Origin of the sequence: Streptomyces sp. NPDC101237 (assembly GCF_044767465.1) — a bacterium.
Lineage (GTDB): Bacteria > Actinomycetota > Actinomycetes > Streptomycetales > Streptomycetaceae > Streptomyces > Streptomyces gramineus.
In genome coordinates this window covers 266,983-291,253 of the sequence record NZ_JBIWNY010000003.1, presented here as the reverse complement: position 1 = coordinate 291,253, position 24,271 = coordinate 266,983, and the positions used below count along the sequence as shown (strand labels likewise).

The 24,271-nt window shown below is 72.0% G+C and carries 17 protein-coding genes; 9 read left to right on the top strand and 8 right to left on the bottom strand.

Annotated features, from left to right (window positions below):
* The first annotated feature begins 37 nt into the window (after window positions 1-37).
* The 4 genes from ACIRQ9_RS07225 (at window position 38) to ACIRQ9_RS07210 (ending at window position 4,826) form a co-directional block, all read left to right on the top strand.
* Window positions 38-1,048: an NAD-dependent epimerase/dehydratase family protein gene (locus ACIRQ9_RS07225; RefSeq protein WP_404168033.1), complete on the top strand. Its 1,011-nt coding sequence runs from the start codon at window positions 38-40 to the stop codon at window positions 1,046-1,048.
* 147 nt (window positions 1,049-1,195) lie between these two features.
* Complete coding sequence (locus ACIRQ9_RS07220; protein WP_404168031.1) at window positions 1,196-2,470, top strand: sensor histidine kinase; 1,275 nt, start codon at window positions 1,196-1,198, stop codon at window positions 2,468-2,470.
* Complete coding sequence (locus ACIRQ9_RS07215) at window positions 2,455-3,105, top strand: response regulator transcription factor (protein ID WP_363017584.1); 651 nt, start codon at window positions 2,455-2,457, stop codon at window positions 3,103-3,105. Before ACIRQ9_RS07220 ends, ACIRQ9_RS07215 begins: the two co-directional genes overlap by 16 nt.
* Window positions 3,106-3,278: 173 nt before the next feature.
* Entirely contained in the window at window positions 3,279-4,826 is a 1,548-nt protein-coding gene (locus ACIRQ9_RS07210) for a DUF1996 domain-containing protein (protein WP_404168029.1), read from the top strand.
* 252 nt (window positions 4,827-5,078) lie between these two features.
* Here the strand turns inward: ACIRQ9_RS07210 and ACIRQ9_RS07205 are convergent, their stop codons facing one another.
* Window positions 5,079-5,486 carry a hypothetical protein gene (locus tag ACIRQ9_RS07205; protein ID WP_404168027.1) on the bottom strand — a complete coding sequence of 136 codons (408 nt, stop codon included), beginning with the start codon at window positions 5,484-5,486 and terminating at the stop codon, window positions 5,079-5,081.
* Between the two features lie 159 nt (window positions 5,487-5,645).
* Between ACIRQ9_RS07205 and ACIRQ9_RS07200 the strand changes: the two genes are divergently transcribed.
* From ACIRQ9_RS07200 to ACIRQ9_RS07185, 4 genes are all read left to right on the top strand, one after another.
* Window positions 5,646-7,574, top strand: a complete 1,929-nt coding sequence (locus tag ACIRQ9_RS07200) for a hypothetical protein (RefSeq protein ID WP_404168025.1) — start codon at window positions 5,646-5,648, stop codon at window positions 7,572-7,574.
* 112 nt (window positions 7,575-7,686) lie between these two features.
* Window positions 7,687-8,592, top strand: coding sequence for a metal-dependent hydrolase (locus ACIRQ9_RS07195; protein WP_404168023.1), 906 nt, complete (start codon window positions 7,687-7,689; stop codon window positions 8,590-8,592).
* On the top strand, window positions 8,592-9,620 hold the full coding sequence (locus ACIRQ9_RS07190; RefSeq protein ID WP_404168021.1) for a PDR/VanB family oxidoreductase: 1,029 nt from the start codon (window positions 8,592-8,594) through the stop codon (window positions 9,618-9,620). Before ACIRQ9_RS07195 ends, ACIRQ9_RS07190 begins: the two co-directional genes overlap by 1 nt.
* A 56-nt stretch (window positions 9,621-9,676) precedes the next feature.
* Complete coding sequence (locus ACIRQ9_RS07185; protein ID WP_404168019.1) at window positions 9,677-10,366, top strand: TetR/AcrR family transcriptional regulator; 690 nt, start codon at window positions 9,677-9,679, stop codon at window positions 10,364-10,366.
* A gap of 20 nt (window positions 10,367-10,386) precedes the next feature.
* On the opposite strand, the gene ACIRQ9_RS07180 is transcribed toward ACIRQ9_RS07185, so the two are convergent.
* The 3 genes from ACIRQ9_RS07180 to pulA form a co-directional block, all read right to left on the bottom strand.
* Entirely contained in the window at window positions 10,387-10,743 is a 357-nt protein-coding gene (locus ACIRQ9_RS07180) for a 5-carboxymethyl-2-hydroxymuconate Delta-isomerase (protein ID WP_404168017.1), read from the bottom strand.
* A 35-nt stretch (window positions 10,744-10,778) separates the two neighbouring features.
* A complete protein-coding gene (locus tag ACIRQ9_RS07175; protein ID WP_404168015.1) occupies window positions 10,779-12,401 on the bottom strand; it encodes a SpoIIE family protein phosphatase in 1,623 nt (540 codons plus the stop codon).
* 72 nt (window positions 12,402-12,473) lie between these two features.
* On the bottom strand, window positions 12,474-17,840 hold the full coding sequence (gene pulA, locus ACIRQ9_RS07170; protein ID WP_404168013.1) for a pullulanase-type alpha-1,6-glucosidase: 5,367 nt from the start codon (window positions 17,838-17,840) through the stop codon (window positions 12,474-12,476).
* Between the two features lie 342 nt (window positions 17,841-18,182).
* Between pulA and ACIRQ9_RS07165 the strand changes: the two genes are divergently transcribed.
* Complete coding sequence (locus ACIRQ9_RS07165) at window positions 18,183-18,773, top strand: DUF4232 domain-containing protein (protein WP_404168011.1); 591 nt, start codon at window positions 18,183-18,185, stop codon at window positions 18,771-18,773.
* Window positions 18,774-18,870: 97 nt separating this feature from the next.
* On the opposite strand, the gene ACIRQ9_RS07160 is transcribed toward ACIRQ9_RS07165, so the two are convergent.
* The 4 genes from ACIRQ9_RS07160 to ACIRQ9_RS07145 all read right to left on the bottom strand — a co-directional run bounded on the left by ACIRQ9_RS07160 (window position 18,871) and on the right by ACIRQ9_RS07145 (window position 24,223).
* On the bottom strand, window positions 18,871-20,244 hold the full coding sequence (locus tag ACIRQ9_RS07160; protein WP_404168009.1) for an alpha-amylase family protein: 1,374 nt from the start codon (window positions 20,242-20,244) through the stop codon (window positions 18,871-18,873).
* Window positions 20,245-20,395: 151 nt separating this feature from the next.
* Window positions 20,396-22,111 (bottom strand): glycoside hydrolase family 13 protein, encoded by a 1,716-nt coding sequence (locus tag ACIRQ9_RS07155; RefSeq protein ID WP_404168007.1) that lies wholly within the window; start codon window positions 22,109-22,111, stop codon window positions 20,396-20,398.
* A gap of 182 nt (window positions 22,112-22,293) precedes the next feature.
* Complete coding sequence (locus tag ACIRQ9_RS07150) at window positions 22,294-23,205, bottom strand: sugar ABC transporter permease (protein WP_404168005.1); 912 nt, start codon at window positions 23,203-23,205, stop codon at window positions 22,294-22,296.
* A 13-nt stretch (window positions 23,206-23,218) separates the two neighbouring features.
* Window positions 23,219-24,223, bottom strand: a complete 1,005-nt coding sequence (locus ACIRQ9_RS07145; RefSeq protein WP_404168003.1) for a carbohydrate ABC transporter permease — start codon at window positions 24,221-24,223, stop codon at window positions 23,219-23,221.
* Between the last annotated feature and the right edge of the window lie 48 nt (window positions 24,224-24,271).

The following is a 24,271-nucleotide window of genomic DNA, read 5'->3' as shown; positions in this document are numbered from 1 at the left end:
GTTCCCCCCGGCGCCGCTTCCGGGCACGATCACCGGCATGAGACTTCTGGTGCTGGGTGGTTCGGAGTTCGTGGGGCGGGCCGTGGTGGCGACGGCCCTGGGACGCGGCTGGGAGGTGACCGTCCTCAACCGGGGACGGCGCCGGCCCCCGCCGGGCGTGCGGGCGCTGACCGGCGACCGGAGCGCGCCCGGCGGTCTCACCGCCCTCGCCGACGCCACCACGTGGGACGCGGTCGTCGACACCTGGTCGGCCGCGCCCCGCGCGGTGCGCGAGACCGCACGGCTGCTGCGCGGCCGCGCCGGACGGTACGCGTACGTGTCGAGCTGCTCGGTCTACGCGTGGCCGCGGCCGGCGGACGCCGCCGAGGACGCGGCCCTGGTGACCGGGGCCGCGCCGGACGCCGGACGGACCGACTACGCACGGGACAAGCGCGGCGGCGAACTGGCCGCCGAGGAGTCGTTCGGCGCGGACGGCTCGCTGCTGGTGCGGGCCGGGCTGATCCTCGGACCGTACGAGAACGTCGGCCGGCTGCCGTGGTGGCTGAACCGGATCGCCCGGGGCGGCCCGGTGCTGGCACCGGGTCCGCGCGACCTGCCCGTCCAGTTCGTGGACGCGCGTGATCTCGCCGAGTGGACGCTGGGCGCGGTCGAGAGCGGCCTGTCCGGGCCGTACAACCTGGTCGGTCCGGCCGGCCGGACCACGACGGGCGCGCTCCTGGAGGCCTGCCGCCGGGTCACCGGCTCGGCCGCGGAGCTGCGCTGGACCGACCCGGAGGTGATCCTCGCCGCCGGGATCGAACCGTGGGTCCAGCTGCCGGTGTGGCTGCCGCCGGGCAGCGAGTCGTACGACGCGCTGCACCGCGTGGACGTGGAGCGGGCGGTGCGGACGGGACTGGTGTGCCGGTCCGTGGAGGAGACCGTGGCGGACACCTGGCAGTGGCTGCGCGAGACCGGCGGCGCGGCACCGGCGCGGCCGGACCGTCCGGCCGTCGGGCTGGACCCTGTCGTCGAGGCGAGGGTGCTCGGCCTGCCGACGCAAGGGGCGTGACGGATCCGCGGTCCGGTGCGGGTCTGTCGCGCAGTTCCCCGCGCCCCTTTCGGGGCGCGACAGTCCCCGGGGTGCACCTGGCACCACCCCCTGGGACGGGGCTTGGGGCCAGTGACCCGTGGCGCGGTGGTCGGACACACTGGCGCCATGACGACGAACACGAACAGCGGGGGCCTCCGTGACAGGACGCGGGAGGTCGTGCTCGCCGCCGTACGGGGGCTGGTGCTGGCGCTGGTGATGCCGGCGCTCTCGATCCTCTGCTTCGTCCTGACGGCGGTCTCCGTCGCGCTGATCCCGGCCGGTCTCGGTGTCCTCACCACCCCGGCGGTCCTCGGCGGTGTGCGGGACGTGGCCGAGGTGCGGCGGCGGCTCGCCCACGAGTGGTGCGGGATGCGGATCCCGTCGGCGTACCGGCCGCTGCCCGCGGGCGCCAACCCGTGGACCCGCACCCTCGCACTGCTCCGGGACCCGCAGGTCGGGCGGGACGTGCTGTGGCTGTTCACGGACATGACGGCCGGGTTCGTGACCGCGCTGCTGCCGGCGCTGCTCGTGTTCTATCCGATGGAGGGGTTCGCGGTGGCCGCCGGGCTGTGGCGGGTGATGGGGGACGGCTACTGGTACGGCTTCGTGCCGGTCACCGGCCAGGCCACCGCGTTCGCCGCCGCCGGGCTCGGCGCCGTCATCCTCGTCGCCGGCTACCGCTGGGCTCCTGCCCTGCTGACCGTGCACTTCCGGCTCGCCCGAGCGGTCCTCGCCCCCGGGCAGGGCGAACTCACCGAGCGGGTGCGGGTGCTGACCGAGACCCGCAAGGACGCCGTGGACACCTCGGCGGCCGAACTGCGCCGCATCGAACGGGACCTGCACGACGGCGCGCAGGCCCGGCTGGTCGCCATGGGCATGGACCTGGGAACCGTCGAGATGCTGCTGGACAAGGACCCCGAGCGGGCGCGGCAGTTGCTCGCGCGGACCCGGCAGGCGTCCGTGGAGGCCCTCGGCGAGCTGCGCGACCTGGTGCGGGGCATCCATCCGCCGGTGCTCGCCGAGCGCGGACTCGGGGACGCCGTACGGGCGTTGGCGCTGCGGCTGCCGGTGCCCACGGAGGTGACGGTGGACCTGCCGGGCCGGGCGGACGCGCCGGTGGAGTCGGCCGCGTACTTCGCGGTGAGCGAGGTGCTGACCAACGCGGTCAAGCACTCCGGCGCCGACCGGATCTGGGTGGACGTGCACCATGTCCCGGACGGCGCGGGCATGCTGCGGATCTCGGTCACCGACCACGGCAGGGGCGGCGCGGTGATCGGCGCCGGGTCGGGGCTGGCCGGCGTGGAGCGGCGGCTCGGTACATTCGACGGCGTCCTGGCCGTCAGCAGCCCCGCGGGCGGTCCCACCATGGTCACCATGGAGATTCCGTGCGCGTTGTCCTAGCCGAAGACCTGTTCCTGCTCCGCGACGGGCTGGTGCGGCTGCTGGAGGCCTACGGCTTCGAGATCGCGGCCGCCGTCGAGACCGGCCCCGAACTCGCCCGCGCCCTGGCCGAGCTGGAACCGGACGTGGCCGTGGTCGACGTACGGCTGCCGCCCACGCACACCGACGAGGGGCTGCAGTGCGCGCTCACCGCGCGCCGGGACCGGCCGGGGCTGCCGGTGCTGGTGCTCTCCCAGCACGTGGAGCAGCTGTACGCGCGGGAGTTGCTGGCCGACGGCAGCGGCGGGGTGGGATATCTGCTGAAGGACCGGGTGTTCGACGCGGAGCAGTTCGTGGACGCGGTGCGGCGGGTCGCGGCGGGCGGTACGGCGATGGATCCGCAGGTGATCCAGCAGCTGCTGTCCCGGCGGGCCGGCGACCGGCCCCTCGAGGGGTTGACACGGCGGGAGCTGGAGGTCATGGAGCTGATGGCGCAGGGCCGTTCGAACGCGGCGATCGCCGCCCAGCTCGTGGTGACGGAACGGGCCATCGCCAAACACACCTCCAACATCTTCACCAAACTGGGACTCGAGGTGTCGGACGATGACAATCGGCGCGTCCTGGCGGTGCTCGCGTATCTGGACCGCGACCGCTGATTTTCCAGAAGTCGTCCTGCTCAAACGGCAGTTGTGCCCCAAGTCGGTAACAAGTCCCTGATGAATTCGTGAGACGGCTGAACACCACTGAGGCGGCCTCCGTATGAGAGGGCGCCGCTTCACTCCTGTCGGGCGCCTCGATGCTGCCCCGCCAAGGAAGTCAGAGGAGTTCCATGGGACGCAACACACGCAAACGCCGCACGCCGCTGGCCACCAAGGCCATAGCCGCATCGGCGGCCCTAGTGCTCGGCGGGGGCGGGCTGCTTTGGGCACAGATGAACGCTTCTGCGCATGAGTCGAACAACTCGGCCCAGAACTACACCAAGGCCGCCGCCGCCACGGTCGCGACGATCTCCTGCCCGGACGTCGGCCAGAAGCTGACGAACGTGCCGTGGAAGGCCAGGCAGGGGGTGGCGACGGAACTGGCGAAGCTCGACAAGCAGATCACCGAGGCCTACGCCCGTCTCGCCTCCACCCGGCAGGCCCAGGCGAACGACGCGAACTTCGTGCAGAACGCGATCGTCGGCCCCCTGAAGGAGAAGCGGGCGGCCACGATCGACCGGATCAGGATCGACATCACCCGGGTCGGTGGCAAGTTCGACAGCTCGCTGGCCCAGCTCGCCGCCTGCACCACCCAGACCGCCAACCAGACCACCGCCGGCGGGGGCAACAACAACGGCGGCCAGAACGGCGGCCAGAACAACGGGGGTCAGAACAACGGCGGCCAGAACAACGGCGGCCAGGCCACCGCGGCGCCGAGCGCGAGCGCCGGCGCGCCGGCCAACATCGGCGGGCAGGCGGGCAACGGCCCGGTCGCGGCCGACTTCGTGGACATCACGCGGGTCGCGCCGAACGTCCTCGCCAAGCCGCAGAAGCAGCGGACCGCCTCGACGGGCAGCTTCACCACCCGCTGCGGCGTGAACGCCAACAAGAACCACAACACCGACAACGTCATCGTGGCGCCCGGCGTGGCCAACGGCGCGCACCACCTGCACGACTACGTCGGCAACCAGAAGGTCAACGCCTTCGCCACCAACGACTCGATGCTGGCGGCGCCGAGCTCCTGCCAGAACCAGAGCGACCTGTCGTCGTACTACTGGCCGGTCGTGCGGGTGCAGGACGGCACGCAGGACTTCGACCAGAACTCGGACGGCGGTGGCAAGGAAGGCAACGTCGGCAAGATCCTGACCCCGCAGTCGGCCGAGATCAAGTACGTCGGCAGCCCGGCCGCCAAGGTCGTCGCGATGCCGCAGTTCCTGCGCATCATCACCGGTGACGCCAAGACCACCACCAACGGTCTGGCCAACGCCAACGCGCACTGGAGCTGCACCGGCTTCGAGAACAAGGTCCAGCTGACCGAGCAGTACCCGATCTGCCCGCAGGGCAGCAACGTGGTCCGGACGTTCGCCTTCCAGAGCTGCTGGGACGGCGTCAACATCGACAGCGCCAACCACCGTACGCACGTGGCCTTCGCGGACCCGGCGAGCGGTGTCTGCGGCAACGGCTTCAAGGCCATCCCGCAGCTGACGATGCGCCTGGTCTACAAGATCACCCCGCCGACCGTCCAGAACGGCCAGGTGAAGAACGCCTACGCGGTGGACGGTTTCCCGGAGCAGCTGCACAAGGCGGCGACCGACCACGACGACTTCATCAGCGTCACCAAGAACAACCTGGCGGCGAAGATCGCCAACTGCATCAACTCGGGCCGCCGCTGCCAGTAGGAACGGCAGCTGACCGGTAGCGACCCGGAGACACGGAAGCGGGGGGGGGGGGGGTGGCAACCCCCCCCACATGGAGGGCCGGGGCGGCGGCCCGGGGGGTGGGGTTGGGGGGGGGGGGGAAGACCACCCCCCCCACCCCCAACCCGCGGGGCCGCCGCGCCCTCTCGCACCGGCCGGGCCCGGGCCCCCCCCGGCCCCCCCGGCGGGGGGGGGGGGCACACCCCCCCCCCCCGCTTCTGTCCGTCCGGGGCCTCAGCCGGTGTGCTTGCTGTGGTCGGTGCCGATCTCCTCCTCGCCGCCCAGCGTGGTCTGCAGCGTCTTGACCACCACGTCGTCGCCGACGGCGACCCACTTGCGGCCCACGAGGTAGAAACCGCCGTAGTCCTTGGCGTCGTTGATCCATTCGCGCTGGCCGCGGTCGGTGGCGAAGGTGGCGAAGACGAACTTGCCGGCGGAGGTCTTGCAGATGGCCTGGCGGACCTCGTCGGAGTCGATCTGCATGTCCGGGGCGCACTTCACCTTGGCGGCCAGGCTCTCCAGGCTGCCGGTGGCGGCCACCGGGATCCTCGCCTCCGCGGTGCTGTCACCGGAGCCGCAGCCCGCCAGCGCCAGTACGGCCGCCGCGCCGGCCGCGGCGAGCATCGGTCGGGTCACCCTCATCTGTTCCTCCGGTCGCGTTGCCGGCCCCGGACATGCCCGCGGGGCCCTCCCCTTCGATACGGCCGCGGAGCGCGGGACGCTCAAATCGAACGGAGGACCAGGACGCCCCGGTCACCCGCGTGGCGGTGACCGACCAACGGTTCGCTCGTTCATCAGGACGTGCAGTCACAGGATGTAGCCCAGCGTCACGCAGCCGCCTCCACCGGAGCCCCGGGTCCGGCCGTCGATGTCGAGCAGGCCGAGGCCGCGCTCGTCGAGCACTACCCACGCCTGGTCCGGCTCGCCTACCTGGTGCTGCCGCCGGGCCTGCCCCGGGGACGCCGGGTCCTGACCGCACACGCCCTGGTCCAGCGGGCACTGCCCCGCGGGCGCAGGCCCGCCCCGGTGATCCCGGCCCAGTCCCCCGGCCGCGACACCGACCCCGGATACGCCCTGGTCCGCCTCGAAGTGGTGCGTACGGCGCTGGAGGCGGGGAGGCCCCTGAAGCTCACGGCCTGGCCCAGGCGGGCCCAGCTGCCCCCGCTGTTCCCCCAGGTGTGGGGCCTGCGGCTGTTCCCGCGCTCCGGCGGCGCCGACGAACTCGCCCTGGACCAGCGCCTCGCCGCCCTGTCCGGGCCGGCCCGCGCCGCCTACGCCCTGCGCGGGCTCGAACAGCTCCCCGACGGCGACGTCCGCAGGATCCTGCGGACGGCCGGCGTCGAGCACGCGGACGGCGCGCTGGCCGACGCCAACGGCGTACCGGCCGAATATCCGCTGCTCGACTCCGCCGAGTTCGACCCCTGCGCCCTGCAGGCCCGGCCCACCGACCTGATGCGGCGCCGCCGGCACACCAGGGCCGCGCTCGCCGCCGCCGCCGCGCTCGCGGTGTGCGGGGCGCTGGTCACCCTGCCGGGCGGCGGCTGGGGCGCGGACGGCGCGGCGGCGCCGGTGTACGCGCAGAACCCGGCCGCCGAGGCCGCCCTGGACCCGGCCCAGCTGACGAAGGTGCCGGCCGGCGCCTGGAAGACCGCCGCCCGCACCGACTTCTCCGCCTGGCCCGCGCGCGGCGCCCTCACCGCCGACGCCGCGCTGCTGCGCCGGGCGCTCGCGGTCTGGGCCCGCCCCGGCGGGACCGTCCGGGTCTCGGCGACCCCGGGCACCCAGACCGGCGGCCCGGCGGGACCGCCCCAGCTGCTGTACGCGGGCGAGGTCGACGCCGCCCGGGTGGTGATCTTCTACGACGGTCTGCGCATCGCCCGGTACGCCGAGCCGAAGGACGGCACCGCGGGCGCGGCCCTGGACTTCGCCCGCGTCGACGGGGCCACCGGCGCCGAGGCGGACGCGCTGGTCCTCGGCCGCTCGGACGGCAACACCCGCTACCTGACGGCCCCGTGGGTGACCAGGGCGGCGGAACGGGACCTGCTGAAGCCGACCTCGGGCGCGATGGACCTCGCGCTGACCGACGGGGTCGCCGCTCCGCTGGCGGGCTCCGCGCTCCAGCAGGGGTCGTGCACGTCGTGGAACGTGCTCCAGCTGACCGACGCGCAGGGCGTGCACCTCGCCACCGACCTGGGCGAGCTGGTGCCGGCCCTCCTCACCGCGGGCCGGCCCGGGTACACCGAGGACGCCTCGGGCGCGCGGGCGCTGCGGGACTGGGCGCCGTTCGCCTGCTCGCTGTCCGCGGAGCGGTCCGCGGGGGTGCGCGCTGTCAACGCCTGGGCGTTCGCGGAGCAGCCGCTGCCGGACGGGAGCGGCACCGGCTCCTGGGTGTGCACGCGCGCGGAGACCTGGCGGGGCGACGGCGCGGTGTCGCTGGCCCAGTTCCGGACGCCGGGCAGCCGGTACGGCGCGGTGGCGGCGAAGGGGTCCGACGGGACGGCGTGCGGTCCGCGGGACCCGCACGTGCTGGCCGGGGTGCTGTGGAAGTCCGGGGCCGGGCAGTGGTACCTGCTGGCCGCGGGCGGCCGTGACACGGCGTCGATCCGGGCCACCGGCGGGGTCACCGCCTCCGCCCGGGGAGCGCTGCTCACGGCCAGGACCGAGCAGGGGGCGCGGGCCGACCTGACGGGGACGCTGACGGACGGGAGCGGGATCAGCGGCCTGCGGTGAGGATTCCCGGCCGTTCCGCCACCGGGCCGGCCCCCCATCCTTGCTGACAGATTCGTAAACAAGCACCGCGGCAGGTCTTCTCACGCCGCTTACCCGTCAGTACATTGACGCCATGTCCCACAAGCAGCCGCAACCGGTGGCGTCCGAGCACCTCACGCTCACCGCCCGCAACGTGTCCTTCGCCTGGCAGGACACCCCGCTGCACTGGGTGCCCGGCGACCCGCTCGCCACGCACACCATCAACGTGCTGCACCTGCTGCTGCCCGCCGGCGAGCGCTGGTTCGTGCACGTCTACAAGCAGGTGCTGCCGCTGATCCGCGACGAACGGCTGCGCGCCGACGTCGTCGGGTTCATCGGGCAGGAGGCGATGCACTCCCAGGCCCACGACGAGGTCCTGCCCCACCTCAAGGAGCTGGGACTCGACCCGACGCCGTACACCGCGCAGGTGGACTGGTTCTTCGAGAAGCTGCTCGGCGACCGCACGCTGCCGCCCGGCCGGGCGCGCCGCTGGTGGCTCCTCGAACGGGTCGCGCTGATCGCGGCCATCGAGCACTACACCGCCTTCCTCGGCGACTGGGTGCTGAACGCCCGCGAACTGGACCGGCGCGGCGCCGATCCGACCATGCTGGACCTGCTGCGCTGGCACGGCGCCGAGGAGGTCGAGCACCGGTCGGTCGCCTTCGACCTGTTCCAGCACCTGGACGGCGGCTACCGGCGGCGGGCGCGGACCTGGGCGACGGCGTTCACGGCGATCGTGTTCCTGTGGCAGCGCGGCGCCCGCTTCTTCATGGCCAACGACCCGACACTCAAGGACGGCCGTGCCCGGTTCCGGGACTTCCACCGCGCCGGCCGGCGCGGCACGCTGCCCGCCACCGGCGCCATGCTCCGGTCCATCCCGAGGTACCTGAGCCGCGACTACCACCCCTCCCAGGAGGGCTCCACCGCGCAGGCGGTCGCCTACCTCGCCTCCTCCCCCGCCGCGCTGGCCGCCGAGCACGCCGAGAACGGGGCCCGGTGATGCCGCGGCTGCGGACCGCCGTCGCGCTCGCGGGCGCCGCGCTGCTCGTCCGCCAGGCCGTGCGACGCCGGATCGGGGTCTCCCCGCTGTGGCCCCTGCCGGCCCTGGACCCGCCGACCTCCGGACGGCCGCGCTCGCGGTCGCTGCGGCTGCGGGTCGCCGCGCGCGCGACGGTCGCGGACGGCGTCGTGCAACTGCGCCTGGAGGGCGAACGGTTGCCGGGCTGGGAGCCCGGGGCGCATCTGGACGTGGTGCTGCCGTCGGGACTGGTCCGGCAGTACTCGCTGTGCGGGGACCCGGCGGACGCCTCGTCGTACACGATCGCCGCCCGGCTGGTCGCGGACGGGCGCGGCGGTTCCCGCGAGGTGCACGAGCGAGTGACCGAGGGCATGGAGCTGGAGGTCCGCGGGCCGCGCAACCGCTTCCCGCTCGCCGGGGCCGACTCGTACGTCTTCGTCGCGGGGGGCATCGGCATCACGCCGATCCTGTCGATGGTGCGGGCCCTGCCGCCGGGAGCCGAGTGGCGGCTGCTGTACTGCGGGCGCAGCCGGGCGTCGATGCCGTTCGTGGCCGAACTGGCCGGGGACGGGCGGGTCACGGTGGTCGCCGAGGACGAGGACGGCCGCCCGGACCTGGACGCGCTGACGGTCCCGGACGGCGCGCTGGTGTACTGCTGCGGTCCGCAGGGGCTGATGGCGGCCGTTCAGGAGCGGTTCCCCGGCGTCCGGCTGGAACGCTTCGGCCCGTCCGCCGGCGGCGCGGACGACCAGGAGTTCGAGCTGGAACTGCGGCGCAGCGGAAAGACGTTGACGGTGCCGGCCGACTCGTCCGTGCTGGCCGCGGTGCGCACGGAGCTGCCCGACACCGCCTACTCCTGCGCCCAGGGGTTCTGCGGGACCTGCCGGCAGCGGGTGCTGGGGGGCGAGGTGGATCACCGGGACGACCTGCTGACGGACGCGGAGCGTGCCGACTCGATGCTGATCTGCGTATCCCGGGCGCACGGGGGGAGACTCGTGCTGGATCTGTGAACGCCCGTGGCGGGTCAGGTCCGCGGGAGGCCGGATCCGATCGGTAAGGTGTTCGTATGAGTACCGGGGTACGCCGCAGATTGGGAGTCGAGGAGCGGCGGCAGCAGTTGATCGGCGTCGCCCTCGAACTGTTCAGCCGCCGATCGCCCGACGAGGTCTCGATAGACGAGATAGCGTCGGCCGCGGGCATCTCGCGACCGCTCGTCTATCACTACTTCCCCGGCAAACTCAGCCTGTACGAGGCCGCGTTGAAGCGTGCCTCGGAGGATCTCGCGGGACGCTTCGCCGAGCCGCGGGAGGGTCCGCTGGGATCGCGGCTGCTGCGGGTGATGCGGCGCTTCTTCGACTTCGTCGACGAACACGGTCCCGGTTTCGCCGCGTTGATGCGCGGCGGCCCGGCGGTCGGCTCGTCCGCGACCAACGCGCTCATCGACTCCGTACGGCAGGCCGCCTACGAGCAGATCCTCGCGCACCTCGACGTCGCCGAGCCACCGGTCCGGCTGGAACTGGTCATCCGGTCCTGGATCTCGCTGGCCGAGTCGACCGCGCTGATCTGGCTGGACGGCCGGCGCATCCCGCGTGCCGAGCTGGAGATCCAGCTGGTGCACGACTTCGCGGCGCTGGCCGCCGTCAGCGCCGCCCACGACGAGGAGATGAGTGCCCTGCTGAAGCGGATGGTCAAGGACGAGCCGGGCGACGGCCCGTTCGCGGACCTGGCCGTCCGGCTGCTGTCGCTGGCGGGCTGAGCGGCGGCACGGCCGGCCGTTCAGCCCTCGTACTTGCGGTACGACGGGTCCAGGTCCCGGACCTCCGCGGAGGCGTGCAGGACGAAACCGTCCGACTTCAGGTGGTCCCGCAGCAGGTCCAGGGTGGTCTCGGTCAGCTTCGCCTTCGTCTCGTCGGAGCGGCCGGCCAGCAGCCCGAAGGTGATGTGCACGATGACGTGCGCGCCCTCCTCGTCGTAGCCGTACGCCGAGGAATCGGCGGCGCGGAACAGCGTCTTGCAGGCCTCGGGCCGGGCCGCCGCGATCTCGACGACGGCGGTGTGCAGGGCCCTGGCGAAGCCCTCCCGGTCGAGGCCGGGGCCCGCGGCGGGAGAGTAGTCGACGGTGATCTGCGGCATGGAGCCCTCCTGGTCGGCCGGAACAGTGCCTCAGCCTAGTCGGCGAGCCGCAGGGCCAGGAGGGCGACGTCGTCCTCGCGGTCGCGGGCGAAGCAGGCCAGGAGCGTGTCGCACAGGGCCTCCAGGCCGGGCAGCGCGCCGACGGCGGCGGCACGGAGGTGCTCCATCGAGACCGCGAGGTCGGTGCCGCGGGTCTCGATCAGGCCGTCGGTGACCATGAGGAGCCGGTCGGCGGGCCCGAGGACCAGCTCGGTGGGCGGCGGGTGCGGCAGGCCCACGCCGAGCAGCGGTCCGGACGCCTTGACGTACTCGGCGCTGCCGTCCTCGCCCAGTATCAGCGGCGGGATGTGGCCGGCGTTGGCGATCCGGGTCCGTCCGGTGCCGGGGTCGATCAGGGCCAGGCAGACGGTGGCCGTGACCTCGGCGTGGTAGTGCTGGAGCAGCCGGTCGAGCCGGTCGGCGAGCGCGGCCGGGTCGCTCTCCGCCAGGCAGTAGGCGCGCAGCGCGTGCCGCAGTTCGACCATGACGGTGGCCGCCTCCAGCGAGTGCCCGACGACGTCCCCGACCGCGGTGAGCACGCCGTCGCCGACCGGTACCGCGGCGTAGAAGTCGCCGCCGATCTCGGTCTCCTGGGAGGCGGGCTCGTAGCGCACCGCTATGTCGACGCCCGGCAGAACGGGCAGTTCGTGCGGCCGGGGCAGGAAGCTGTGCTGGAGGGTGAGGGCGACATGCCGCTCCACCTGGTACATGAGCAGCGGTTCGGCGGCCAGCGCGGTGGCCTGGGCCAGCTGGGCGAGGAGTGCCTCGTTCTCGGGGCTGACCCGGCGCCGGCCGCGGGTGGGGGTGGCCAGGCAGACCGGCACCTGGCCGTCCTGGGTGAGGACGAGGGTCAGCCGGGCGTCGTGCTGCACTCCGGGCCGGAAGAACCCGGCGGGCCACAGCGGTGCGGGCACGGTGGTGATCCGGACCCCGGACTGGTCCCGGGTGAGCCGCCGCAGCAGCGCGGCGACGTCCCGGTGGGCGCCCTCGTCGGGCAGGGCGAGGGAGGTGCGCCCCCGGCTCAGGCCGCGGTACAGCTCGCCGTCGCGGTCGAGGAAGAAGACGGCGGCGGGGCAGCCGAGCAGCCGGGCGGCGCCCTCCGCCGCCGCGTCGGCCAGTTCGTGCAGCGAGCGCGCCGACTGGACGGCGACGATGGTCTGCGACAGCTGCCGCAGCCGCCGCACCAGGGCCTGGTCGTCGGCGCGGAGCCGGGCGGAGCGGACCGCGGCGCGGACGGCCGCCTCGATGTCCTCCGGTTCGGCGGGCACCGTCAGGTAGGCCTCGGCGCCCGTTTCGAGGCCCGGACAGCGGTCCGCCGGGACGGCGGACAGGGCGGAGAAGTGCACGACCGGCAGCCCGGCCATGTGGGGCCGTTCCTTGAGCCGGCGGCACAGCTCGAAGCCGCTCATGTCCGGCAGGTGCACGTCGATGAGCGCCACGTCGGGCAGCCGGCCCCTGCGCAGCCGTACGTCGAGTTCGGCGAGCGCCGCGTGGCCGCGGGCGACCGGGACGACCTCGTGACCGGCCCGGCGCAGCACGGTGCCCATCGCGTACCGGCTCGCGGCCTCGTCGTCCACGATCAGCACGGTGGTGTCGGTGAGGTTGCCGTTGACGTCCATTGACCACCCCCTGGACAACGCCGGTGGGGCAGCACCCGGTTTGGGGCCTGCCCCACCAACGTAGTGCGGATCTCAGGCGGACCGGGAGAACACCGCCACGGTCCGCCCCGGAACGATGAACGTACCGGCGGCCCGGTCGTACGACGCGGCCTTGACGACCGGGTCGGCGCCCGCCGCCTGCACCGGGTGCAGCCGGTATCCGGTCCCGGCCAGGGCGCCCACCCGCTGTTCCTGCCGTTCAGGCGTGGCGTTGAACACGACGACGAGGTCGCCGAGTTCCATCGTGATCACGCCCGGCGTCTCGTCCTTGCCGGACAGCGGGAAGGAGAGCTTCGACTGCACCTGTCCAGCGGTGTCCAGCGAGAACACGTTGTCGGTCGTACGGATTCTCAGCAGATCGCGGTAGGCGGCCGAGGCTCCGTCGATCTCCGCGCACCCGACGCGCACCGACCTCAGCAGCGGTGCGGCCTGCGGCCACTTGGGGGCGTTGTCGGCGGCCATGGGCAGGCCGCGTCCGAAGCCGTTGCCGTCCCGGCAGTTCCAGTGGATGGCGTTGAACCAGTCGCCGCTGTCGAAGGAGTTGCGGTCGAGCGACTTGGAGCGGAGCAGGTCGGTGCCCGCCTGGGAGAGCGACGGGCCCTGCGACAGGGTGGCGGTGGCCATCGCGAGGACCTGCATCCTGGCCCGGTCCCGGGCGCTGGTCGCCGACGGCAGCTTGTACGTCAGCGCGTCGAACAGCGACTCGTTGTCGTGCGCGTCGGCGTAGGCGACGGCGTCGCCCGGCGCGTCCGCGTACCCGGCCGGGGAGCCGTTGTAGTCGACCCCGGCCCCGGTGACCTCCTTGCCGTCGGTGTCGGTGAACCGGTACCGGGCGAGGCTGCCGCTCAGACCGACCTTGATCAGGTCCTGGTAGTGCAGCAGCCGGGCCTTCTGCTCGGCGACAGTGCCGTTGGCGGACGAGGAGTTGGGGTCGGTGTACAGGCCGGACGCGAAGCCCTGGACGCCGGGGTCCTCGTCGAAGGGGCTGCCGCCGCGCACCGCGTCCCGGGCGCGGTCGGAGAAGGTGGCGACGCCGGTGCCGGCCATGTTGGCCTGGGTGGCCTGCACGAAGCGGGCGTCGTCGGCGACCTCGCCGAAGTTCCAGCCCTCGCCGTACAGGATGATCTTCCTTCCGTCGACGCCGTCCTTCGCGACGGTCAGCGCGTCCAGGGCCTTGCGGACGGCCAGGATGTTGGCCTTGGGGTGGTGGCCCATGAGGTCGAAGCGGAAGCCGTCGACCTTGTACTCCCTGGCCCAGGTGACGATCGAGTCGACCACCAGTTTGCCCATCATGGCGTTCTCGGGCGCGGTGTTGGCGCAGCAGGTGCTGTTCGCGACCGAGCCGTCGGCGAGCAGCCGCTGGTAGTAGCCGGGCACGATCCGGTCCAGGACGGACGTGTCGGCCTGCCCGCTCGCCGCGGTGTGGTTGTAGACGACGTCCATGACGACCCGCAGGCCGTCGTCGTTCAGCGACTTGACCATCCGCCGGAACTGGACGGTACGGGCGGTGCCGTCCGGGTCGGTGGCGTAGGAACCCTCCGGGACCGTGAAGTGGTACGGGTCGTATCCCCAGTTGTAGGCGTCCTCGGCGGCGGTCGCGGCGACGCACTTCTGCTGCTCGGCGGAGTCGGCCGGGTAGGAGGCGAGGTCGCAGCCGGGGCTCGCCTGGTCCGCCTTCCTCTCGGGCACGGTGGCGAAGTCGAACGCCGGCAGGAGGTGGACGTAGGACGTCCCGGACCTCGCGAGTTCCCGCAGGTGCTTCGAGCCGTCGCTGTCCTTGTCGGTGAAGGCCAGGTAGGTGCCCCGGTCGGCGGCCGGCACCGTGTCGTCGGCCACCGAGAAGTCCCGCACGTGCAGTTCCTGGATCTGGGCGTCCTTGAGGGGCACCGCCCTGGGCTTGGTGTAGGTGGACCAGCCGCCGGGGGCGAGCGACCGGTCGTCCAGGTCGACGACGAGACTGCGCTCGGAGTTCGCGGTCAGGGCGACCGAGTAGGGGTCGGTGACCTTGTTGGTCACCACCTTCCGGACGCTGGGCGCCCAGACCTTGACGACGTACCGGTAGGGCTGGTTCTTCCAGGACCCGGGGCCGGTGACCGACCACACGCCGGTGGCGGCGTCGCGCCGCATCGCCACGGTGGTGCCGCCGATCTCGGCCCGCACGCTCTGCGCGGTCGGCGCCCAGACGGAGAGGGTCGGCCTGCCGTGGCGGAAGACCGGACCGAGACTGGCCTTCGTCGCGGTCGCGTACAGGTCGTCGAGGACTCCGGCGGTCTGGACGCCGGTCGCGGCCAGCACCGCGCCGTTCACGGCCCGCTGGGAGGCGACGAGCTGGCCGGTGAGCGCCTCGCGCACCCGGCCCCGGTCGCGCGGGTCGACCGACCAGGCCGTGTAGTCCTTCAGGTGGGGGAACCTGGCCTTCTGGGCGTCGGTGAGGGCGGTCCTCGTCAGCCGCAGCCACCGCTCGTCGTCGCTCGTCAGCCTGCCGTCCGCGGTGGCGATGGAGCCGTCGCGGGAGTACAGGAGCTGGGTGGAGGCGGCGCCGTCCACGCCGTTCCAGGCGACCGTGTCCCGGTCGATCCAGACGGCCTTGGAGGTGGTCAGGTCGAGCGCGGCCGCGCTGCCGGCGGGCTGCGGGAGCAGGTGTCCTTCCTGGCTGTTCAGCAGCCACACCTCGTAGCCGTCGGCCTTGAGATCGAGGGACTGGTCGGCGGGGAGATCCTTCTCGTCGCCGTTGTGGATGATGTAGCTGAGGGCGGTGGCGCCCTCGGCGAGCGGTACCTCGAAGACCGCGCCGTAGGCGTCGGTCCGCACCGGCTTCAGGGGGCTGGACCAGTCCGTGGGGTGTGCGGCGCCCGTCCAGACGTGCAGGCCCCAGCCGTCGTAGTTCCCGTCGGCGCGGTGGTAGTGGACGACCGCCTTGGTGGTGTCCTGGGCGGGATAGGCGGGGCGTTCGGTCATCACGTCCGCCTTCCCCTGTTCGATCCAGACCTCGCCGGTCCTGGTGACGTCGATGGAGCGGTCGGCGGAGACGTCCTTGTCGCCGTTCTTGTCGACGACGAGGAAGCCCACGGTCGAGGCACCGGGCTTCAGCTTGACGTACGCGAAGGCTCCGTACGCGTCGCGGCCGGTGAACGGATGGCCGGCGGGCCAGGTGGTCGCCTCGCCGTCGGCGATGTCGCCCCAGGCGTACAGGCCCCAGTCGCCGTAGTCGCCGTCGGTGCGCTTGTAGTGGACGACCGCGTAGTCGCGGGAGGAGGCGGTGGGGGTCTCGGGGGCGGCCGGGGTGCCGGAGGTGCTCTCGGCCGTCGCGGCGGACCGGTGGCCGGCGATGTCGACGACGACCGCCTTGTAGCGCAGCGCGGTGCCGGCCGGGAGCGTGCCGTCGAGGGTCTGGGTGACCTTGTAGGGGGCGTGGTCGGCGGAGCCGAGCGTGGTCCACCTGCCGTCGCCGACCTGGGCGGCGAAGACGACCCGGTCGAGCCCGCCGCCGGTGACGTCGGCGGTCAGCTCGACGGTGCCGGTGGCGCCCGCGGCCGGGGCGGCGAGGGTGATCTCGGGGCGGGCGGCGGGCCTGTCGAGGGGGCCGGCGGCCTTGTAGACGACGGCGGATCCGGCGGGAACGGTGACGGTCAGGCGGTCGGCGCCGTCGGAGGTCACGGTGCCGTGGGTGCCGTAGAGCGCGCGGTAGCGCATGCCCGCGGAGCCGGTGGTGAAGGACGCGGTCCGTGCCGTGCCGGCGTTGTTGAAGGCGACGACGTACTCCTGGCCGGTCCTCGCGTCCGTCCGGGTGAACGCGTAGACGCCCGCTCCGTCGGCCGCGTAGCGCTCGGTCTGCACGCCGTCGGCGAGCGCGGGGTTGGCGGCGCGCAGCCTGGAGAGAGCGCTGATCTGCCGGTAGAGCGGTGCCCGGGTGTCGTAGGCGTCGCTCGCGGCGGTCCGGTCGGTGCCGATCTCGTCGTCGTCCAGGTAGTCGGCGACCTTCGAGGCGAACATCGTCTGCCGGGCGTCCTTGTCGCCGCCCGAACCGGTGAAGCCCTGTTCGTCGCCGTAGTAGACGACCGGGTTGCCGCGGCTGAGGAACATCAGCTCGTTGGCGAGCCGGTCCTTGGCCAGCAGTTCGGCGTCGGTGGCCTTCGGGTCGTCCTGCCGCAGGAAGTACCCGATCCGGCCCATGTCGTGGTTGCCGAGGAAGGTGACCTGCTCGTAGGCGTTGGCCTTGTCGGTCGTGTACTTGTAGTCGTCACCGAAGACGCTCGCCAGCTTCCGCGCGCTGCCGCCCTGGGAGGCGTAGGCGCGGGCCGCGTCCTGGAACGGGAAGTCGAGGGTGGCGTCCAGCCGTCCCTGGGTGACGTACGGGGAGGTGACCGAGGTGTCGGCGGAGTAGGTCTCGCCGAACATGAAGAAGTCCTTGCGGCCGTGCCGGGCCGCGTAGGCGTCGAGCGCGGTCGCCCACTGGGTCCAGAACGGCATGTCGACGTTCTTCACGGTGTCGATCCGGAAGCCGTCGACGTCGTAGTCGCGCACCCACCGCTGGTAGATCTTCTCCATGCCGCTGACGACCTCGGGACGCTCGGTCCACAGGTCGTCGAGGCCGGAGAAGTCGCCGTAGGTCGCGGACTCGCCGGCGAAGGTGGAGTCGCCCCGGTTGTGGTACATCGTCGGGTCGTCGAGCCAGGACGGCACCTTGCGGTCGCCGGCCACGGTCGGCGTACGCGGGAAGGAGGCGGCGGAGACGGCCGGGAACCCCTTGCCGCCGGCCGCGTAGTCGGCGTCGTCGAAGGGTCGGCCGTCCTTCGTCAGGTAGGGGAAGGCGCCCTTGGAGAGGTAGTCGTAGGACTTCTCCTCGTAGTCGACGACGTCCGCCGTGTGGTTGGTGATGACGTCGAAGAAGACCTTCATGCCCTTGGCGTGCGCCGTGGAGATCAGGGTCTTGAGGTCCGCGTTGGTTCCGAAGTGCGGGTCGACCCGGGTGAAGTCGGTGATCCAGTAGCCGTGGTAGCCGGCCGAGGCGTTGCTCCCGGTGCCCTGCACCGGCTTGTTCTTGAAGATCGGGGCCATCCACAGGGCGGTGGTGCCGAGGCCCTTGATGTAGTCGAGCCGCTTGGTCAGGCCCTTGAGGTCACCGCCCTGGTAGAAGCCCTTGTCGGTGGGGTCGTAGCCGGTGGAGAGGCGGGAGCCGGTGAGGCCGCCCTTGTCGTTGCCGGTGTCCCCGTTGGCGAAACGGTCCGGCATGACGAAGTAGAACTGCTCGCGCGTGTCGTCGTGCCGGGCGGGCTCGGCGGCGAGCTTCGCGTCGGACGGCGGTGCGGGCGGTGCGGCGGCGTGTGCGGCCAGGGGCTGCACGAGCGCGGCGGCGAGGGCGGCGACGGCGACGGCCGCGAGCCGTCTGACATGTATCACCGGTGTGAACTCCTAGCGATAGCGGCTCTCTTGGGTCCGACCCCGCGCGACCGTACCGCCGCCGAAAGGATTACAGCAAGAGGTGTGCAATTCCCGGAAAGAACTTTCAACGGCCGTGCGGACACCTTCGCCCGCGAAGGCCGCTCCCCCGGCGCGGGCGTGCTCCACCGGCCGCACGACGGGCGCCGGAACGGCGGCGGCGGGAGATTTTTCCGGGTTCCGCTGAACAAAACGGCTGTATCCCGCATCGAACCGTGTGTAGGTCACCAGAGGACGGCGGGGAGAGCGGGTACGGTTAGCGCCGCCGACCGCGCCGCGGAGCACGAGTGGAGCACCGTCACCGTGAACGATCACCGGAACACCATCGACCGGACCCGCACCGTCGGGGGCCGCGTCCGCCGCAGGACCGGCCGCGCGGTGCTCGCCGTGGCCGCCGTCGCCGGCCTGGGCCTCGCCTGGGCGGGCACGGCGCAGGCCGCGAGCCCCAGCACCGCGCGGCAGGCGTCGACCTGCTCCGCGAACGCGCTCAAGGCCACCTTCGGCCGGCAGCTCGCCGGGGGGATGAACCACGAGGGCGTCGTGATCAGGCTGCGCAACCTCAGCGGCAGGTCCTGCGCGGTGCGCGGCTACCCCGGCCTCGGACTGGAGAACACCGCGCACCACGCGCTCGCGGCCCACACGCACTGGGGCGACACCTGGTACGCCAAGGACCCCGGCAGGAAGACCCTGGTCCTGAAGGACGGCGAGAGCGCCGAGGCCGTGGTGGCCTGGACGCACGCCAACACCGGCACCTCGGGCGCGGTGCACGCCTCCTACCTGGAGATCACCCCGCCCGCCGCCACCCGGCACAGGACGCTGGCCTTCCCGCAGTGGGTCGACCACGGCGACCTGTCGGTCACCGCGCTGGCCAGGCACGTCGACGTGACCGACTGACCGGGCGCGTCGCGTCGCGGGCGGCGGGGCCGCGGCTCCGCGGCCGTACCCCGCCGCCCGCGCGCCGTGTCCGGCGGTGCGGGCCGCCGGACACCGGTCAGCAGGCCGTCTTCCCGGCGTAGACCGCGAGGGCCGTGTTGGCGCCGAGGGTCGCGGTGAGCTGGCCGGAGCCGTTCACCGTCACGCTCGTGTTGTTCTGCACGTTGCAGTAGGTGCCCGCCGGCAGGGACGTCTGGTAGGTCCGGGTGAGGGAGCCGGTCTCGTGGTTGATCGCCACGAACCCCTTCGCGCCCCGGCCGAAGGCGATCGCGTCGGCGCCGTCGTCCCACCAGTTCGTCACCGCCTGGCCGCGGGTCGCGTTGCGGAAGGCGACCATGCGGATGATCTCCGGCCAGGCGTGCTGGCACTTCCAGCCGTCCTGCCAGCAGGCGTTGACCGTGCCGCCGTTGGGCGGGCCCGCGTCCGCGTCACTCCACTCGTAGCCGGAGTTGATGTCCGGGGCGCCGTAGGGATAGGCGAGCATGAAGACGTTGGCCAGGGTGTAGTTGGCGCCGTCCTTGTAGTCGAGCGTCGAGCCGTTGCGCTCGGTGTCGTGGTTGTCGACGAAGACCCCGGCGACCGAGCTGCTCATGTATCCCCAGCCCTCGCCGTAGTTCTTGAGGTAGGCGAGGTTCTCGTCGTTGAAGACACGCTTGAGGTCGTAGGCGTAGCGGAACTCCTGGACGTCCCCGTTGCCGGTGTACTCGGTGGGCTGGACGGCCTCGCCCGCGCCGTAGATGACCTCCTGTTTCCAGTAGGCGGACGGGTTGGTGAGCCGGGACTTGATGTTGGCGAGGTCCTCGGCCGGGATGTGCTTGGCCGCGTCGATGCGGAACCCGTCGACGCCGAGGCTCAGCAGGTCGTTCAGGTAGCCGGCGATGGTCTTGCGGACGTACTCCTCGCCGGTGTCCAGGTCGGCGAGGCCGACGAGTTCGCAGTGCTGGACGTTCCAGCGGTCGGCGTAGTTCGAGACCGGCGAGGTGCAGTCGTCGAAGTCGTAGGAGGAGTACAGGCCCGGGTAGTCGTACTTGGTGTACGACGAGCCGCCGGTGCCGGTGCCGCTGCCCGCCGACATGTGGTTGATCACCGAGTCGACGACCACCTTCACACCGGCCGCGTGGCAGGTGTTCACCATGTTCTGGAAGGCCGTGCGGTCGCCGAGGCGGCCCGCGATCTTGTACGACACCGGCTGGTAGGAGGTCCACCACTGGGAGCCCTGTATGTGCTCGGCGGGCGGTGAGACCTGCACGTATCCGTAGCCCGCGGGGCCCAGGGTGGCGGTGCACTCCTTGGCGACCGAGGCGTACTTCCACTCGAAGAGGACGGCGGTGACGTCCTTGGTGCCGGGCGGCGACGCCGCCGCGACGGACGGGGTCATGACAACGCTGCACGCGGCCAGCGCCAGCGCGGCGGAGAGGATCTTGGGTGCCATGTGGGGGTTCCTTCGTCATTGAAGGCGCCGATGAAGGCTCTTGCTGAAAGGTTGCTGAAACCTTGCGGTTGCGCAGATGTTAAGGGCCCGCTCCCCGGATGGGTAGCGGGCCCTCACAAGTTGACGCGATAAATTATTTCATCACGGACCGTCAGGCGGTCGTCCACCAGACGGTGGTGTCGGCCGGCAGCTTCGCCTCGCCGTCCGCCTCGGTGATCTCGCCGCTGGCCAGGAGCACCCGGCCGTACGCCGGAATGGTCACCGACTCCCCGCCGGTGTTCGCGACGCACACGAACTCCCCGCGCCGGAAGGCCAGCACGCCGTCCGCGGCGCGCAGCCACTCCACCGACTCGCCCGCGCCCAGGTCGGAGCAGGTCCGCCGCAGGTGCAGCGCGGCGCGGTACAGCTCCAGGGTGGAGCCCGCCTCGCCGCTCTGCGCCTCGACGCTCAGCTCGCCCCATCCGGCGGGCTGCGGGAGCCAGCTGCCCCCGCCGCCGAAGCCGTACGACGAGCCCTCCCGCGTCCAGGGGATCGGCACCCGGCAGCCGTCCCGGAAGCCGTCCTGGCCCGCGCCGCGGAAGTACGCCGGGTCCTGGCGGACCTCGTCGGGCAGGTCCACGACGTCCGGGAGGCCGAGTTCCTCGCCCTGGTAGACGTAGGCCGAGCCGGGCAGCGCCAGCATCACCAGGGTGGCCGCGCGGGCCCTGCGCAGGCCCAGCTCCCGGTCTCCGGCCGTGCGGATCTGGGTGCCGAGACCGGGCGGGTTGGCGAAGCGGGTCGCGTGCCGGGTGACGTCGTGGTTGGAGAGGACCCAGGTGGCCGGAGCGCCGACCGGGCGCATCGCCTCCAGGGTGCGGTCGACGACCGTGCGCAGTTCCTTCGCGTCCCAGGCGGTGCTCAGGTACTGGAAGTTGAAGGCCTGGTGCAGCTCGTCCGGGCGGACGTAGTTCGCGGTGCGCTCCACGGTCGGGGTCCAGGCCTCGGCCACGAAGATGCGCCCGCCCGTCGCCCACCACCGCCCCTCTTCGGAAGACCCTTCGGGCCCCATGTCGTTTTCGGCGTACTCGTCGAGGACGTGCCGCCACTGCCGGTAGATCTCGTGCACGCCGTCCTGGTCGAAGAACGGCATGACATCGTTGCCCAGCAGCTTCAGCTGGTCGGCGCCGCCGAGGTCCGGCAGGCCCTCCGCCTTCACCAGGCCGTGCGCCACGTCGATGCGGAAGCCGTCCACGCCCATGTCCAGCCAGAAGCGCAGGATGGAACGGAACTCGTCGCCGACGGCCGGGTGCTCCCAGTTGAAGTCGGGCTGCTCCGGAGCGAAGAGATGCAGGTACCACTCGCCGTCCGGCACCCTCGTCCAGGCCGGTCCGCCGAAGATGGACTCCCAGTCGTTGGGCGGGAGCTCGCCGTTCTCGCCCTTGCCCGGACGGAAGTGGTAGCGGTCCCGCAGCGGCGAGCCGGGGCCCTCCGCCAGGGCCCGCTTGAACCACTCGTGCTGGTCGGAGGAGTGGTTGGGGACCAGGTCGACGATGATCCTGAGGTCGAGCCCGTGGGCGTCCCGGATCAGCGCGTCGGCGTCGAGAAGGTTGCCGAACATCGGGTCCACGGCCCGGTAGTCGGCGACGTCGTAGCCCGCGTCGGCCTGCGGCGAGGCGTAGAACGGGCTGAGCCACACGGCGTCGACGCCGAGGTCGCGCAGGTACGGGAGTCTGGAACGCACACCCTCCAGGTCGCCCATGCCGTCGCCGTTGCTGTCGGCGAAGCTGCGCGGATAGACCTGGTAGATCACCGCGTCCCGCCACCAGTCGCTGCGCTTGGCTTTGGCGGGGTTCGGTGCCGGGGCGATGGCGGAGTGCTGCTGGCTCATGGCGTCCTTGGTACGTGAAGGGGTCATCGGATCAGGCGTGCGTGGATCGGTGATGACGAGACGGCCGCGGTGTCAGCGGGGTCGGATGGACATCGCGGCCGCCTCGGGTTTCGGGTGCGGCGCCGTCGGGGCTGGTCGCGCAGTTCCCCGCGCCCCTTGCGGGGCGCCGGTGAACCGGCGCGCTACCCCTTCGTGCCGCCCGCGGTGAGGCCGGTCACCAGGTTCCTCTGCACGAGGTAGAAGAACACGGCCACCGGTATCGCGATCAGCACGGCCGTCGCGGTCATCAGGTTGCGCTGCGCGTCGTGCTCGCTGATGAAGCTCTGCAGCCCCACCGCGAACGTGTACTTGTCGTCGCTGAGCATGAACGTGGACGCGAAGGCGACCTCGCCGAAGGCGGTGAGGAAGTTGTAGAACGCGGCGACCGCGAGGCCCGGCTTGGCCAGCGGCAGGATCAGCCGGAAGAAGGTGCCGAACGGGGAGAGCCCGTCGACCCGGCCGGCCTCGTCGATCTCGAAGGGGATGGTGTCGAAGTAGCCCTTCAGCAGCCACGCCGTGTAGGGGACGACGGTGGTGCAGTAGACCAGGATCAGGCCGAGGTAGCTGTCGATGAGGCCGAGCCTGGACAGGATCTGGTACATCGGCACGATCAGGACGGCGATCGGGAACATCTGGGTGACCAGCAGCAGCCACATGAACTTGCGGTAGCCCGGGAAGCGCATCCGGGAGACGGCGTATCCGGTGGTGGAGGCGAGGATCAGCCCGATCACCGTCGTGCCGCCGACGACGATCATCGTCGTCCTGAACCAGTCCCAGAAGCCGGTGTGCTGGAGGACGAAGGAGTAGTTGTCCAGCGTCATCTTGTGCCAGATGCCGCCCGGATGGAGGTAGTCGTCCTTGTCCGGGCCCAGCGACAGGAAGATCAGCCAGCCGACCGGGAAGAACGCGATCAGGCTCGCGACGCCCAGGATGCCGTGGGTGACGGCGGTGCCGAGCGGGCCGCGCTCGCCGCGGCGGCGGACACGGGGACTGCGGGTCGTCACGGGGGTCTCCTCGGCGACCTGGGCGGAGGTCTGGACCGTGGTCGTACTCATGGGAACTCCTGCCTCAGATCGCGAGCTGCTGGTCGTTGCGGTTGAGCCAGCGGCGGTAGAAGGAGGTGAAGACGATCAGGATGGCCAGCAGCAGCATGCCGTAGGCGGCGGACTGGGCGAAGTCACGCGGCTGTTGTCCGAAGCCGAGGAAGTAGGCCCAGGTGACCAGGATCTGCGCGTCCGGGGCGGTGTTGCCGAACAGCAGGAAGATGACGGCGAACTGGTTGAAGGTCCAGATGATGCCGAGCAGGACCACCGTGGAGCTGACGGACCGCAGGCCGGGCAGGGTGACGTACCGGAAGCGCTGCCAGGCGCCGGCGCCGTCCATCTCGGCGGCCTCGTAGAGCGTGCCGTCGATGGCCTGGAGGCCGCCGAGCAGCGAGAGCATCATGAACGGCACACCGCACCAGGTGTTGACGAGGATCGCCGCGGCCCGCTGCCAGAAGGTGTCCTCAAGCCAGTCGGGTTGCGGCAGATGGAGGAAGTGCAGGGCCGCGTTGACGATGCCGCCGTCGGCGAGCATGAACCGCCAGCCGAACACCGTGACGAAGGTCGGCACCGCCCAGGGCAGCACCAGGACCATGCGGTAGAAGGTGCGGCCGCGGAACTTCTCGTTGAGCAGCAGGGCCAGGCCCAGGCCGATGGTGTAGTGCAGGGTGACGCAGAGCGCGGTCCACACGATCGTCCAGACGAAGTGCGACCAGAAGCGGTCGTAGGACGTCGGGCCGAACAGGATGTCCTTGTAGTTGTCCAGGCCGATGAACTTGTAGGTGGCGTCGATGTGGTTGACGCCGATCGTGCGGGCGGTGTTGAGGCTGTTGGCGTCGGTCAGCGTCAGGTAGAAGCCGTACACCAGCGGGTAGACGACGAGCGCGCCGAGCACGACGGCCACGGGGGCGACCATCGCGTAGGCGTACCAGTACTTCTGGTAGCTGCTGCGGATCCGCTGGCCCAGCCCGGGGCGGGGCGCGCGGTCGCCGTGGCGCTTGCCGGTCGCGCGGTCGATGGCGACTGTCATGGTTCGGCACCTTCTGGGTTTTCCGGGGTCGGGCTGGGCACAGACCGG

Excerpts from the sequence above, each read along its gene's own strand:
- ACIRQ9_RS07225 (WP_404168033.1), top strand. The coding sequence starts at position 38 with ATGAGACTTCTGGTGCTGGGTGGTTCGGAGTTCGTGGGGCGGGCCGTG.
- ACIRQ9_RS07220 (WP_404168031.1), top strand. The coding sequence starts at position 1,196 with ATGACGACGAACACGAACAGCGGGGGCCTCCGTGACAGGACGCGGGAG.
- ACIRQ9_RS07210 (WP_404168029.1), top strand. The coding sequence starts at position 3,279 with ATGGGACGCAACACACGCAAACGCCGCACGCCGCTGGCCACCAAGGCC.
- ACIRQ9_RS07205 (WP_404168027.1), bottom strand. The coding sequence starts at position 5,486 with ATGAGGGTGACCCGACCGATGCTCGCCGCGGCCGGCGCGGCGGCCGTA.
- ACIRQ9_RS07195 (WP_404168023.1), top strand. The coding sequence starts at position 7,687 with ATGTCCCACAAGCAGCCGCAACCGGTGGCGTCCGAGCACCTCACGCTC.
- ACIRQ9_RS07190 (WP_404168021.1), top strand. The coding sequence starts at position 8,592 with ATGCCGCGGCTGCGGACCGCCGTCGCGCTCGCGGGCGCCGCGCTGCTC.
- ACIRQ9_RS07185 (WP_404168019.1), top strand. The coding sequence starts at position 9,677 with ATGAGTACCGGGGTACGCCGCAGATTGGGAGTCGAGGAGCGGCGGCAG.
- ACIRQ9_RS07180 (WP_404168017.1), bottom strand. The coding sequence starts at position 10,743 with ATGCCGCAGATCACCGTCGACTACTCTCCCGCCGCGGGCCCCGGCCTC.
- ACIRQ9_RS07175 (WP_404168015.1), bottom strand. The coding sequence starts at position 12,401 with ATGGACGTCAACGGCAACCTCACCGACACCACCGTGCTGATCGTGGAC.
- ACIRQ9_RS07160 (WP_404168009.1), bottom strand. The coding sequence starts at position 20,244 with ATGGCACCCAAGATCCTCTCCGCCGCGCTGGCGCTGGCCGCGTGCAGC.
- ACIRQ9_RS07155 (WP_404168007.1), bottom strand. The coding sequence starts at position 22,111 with ATGAGCCAGCAGCACTCCGCCATCGCCCCGGCACCGAACCCCGCCAAA.
- ACIRQ9_RS07150 (WP_404168005.1), bottom strand. The coding sequence starts at position 23,205 with ATGAGTACGACCACGGTCCAGACCTCCGCCCAGGTCGCCGAGGAGACC.
- ACIRQ9_RS07145 (WP_404168003.1), bottom strand. The coding sequence starts at position 24,223 with ATGACAGTCGCCATCGACCGCGCGACCGGCAAGCGCCACGGCGACCGC.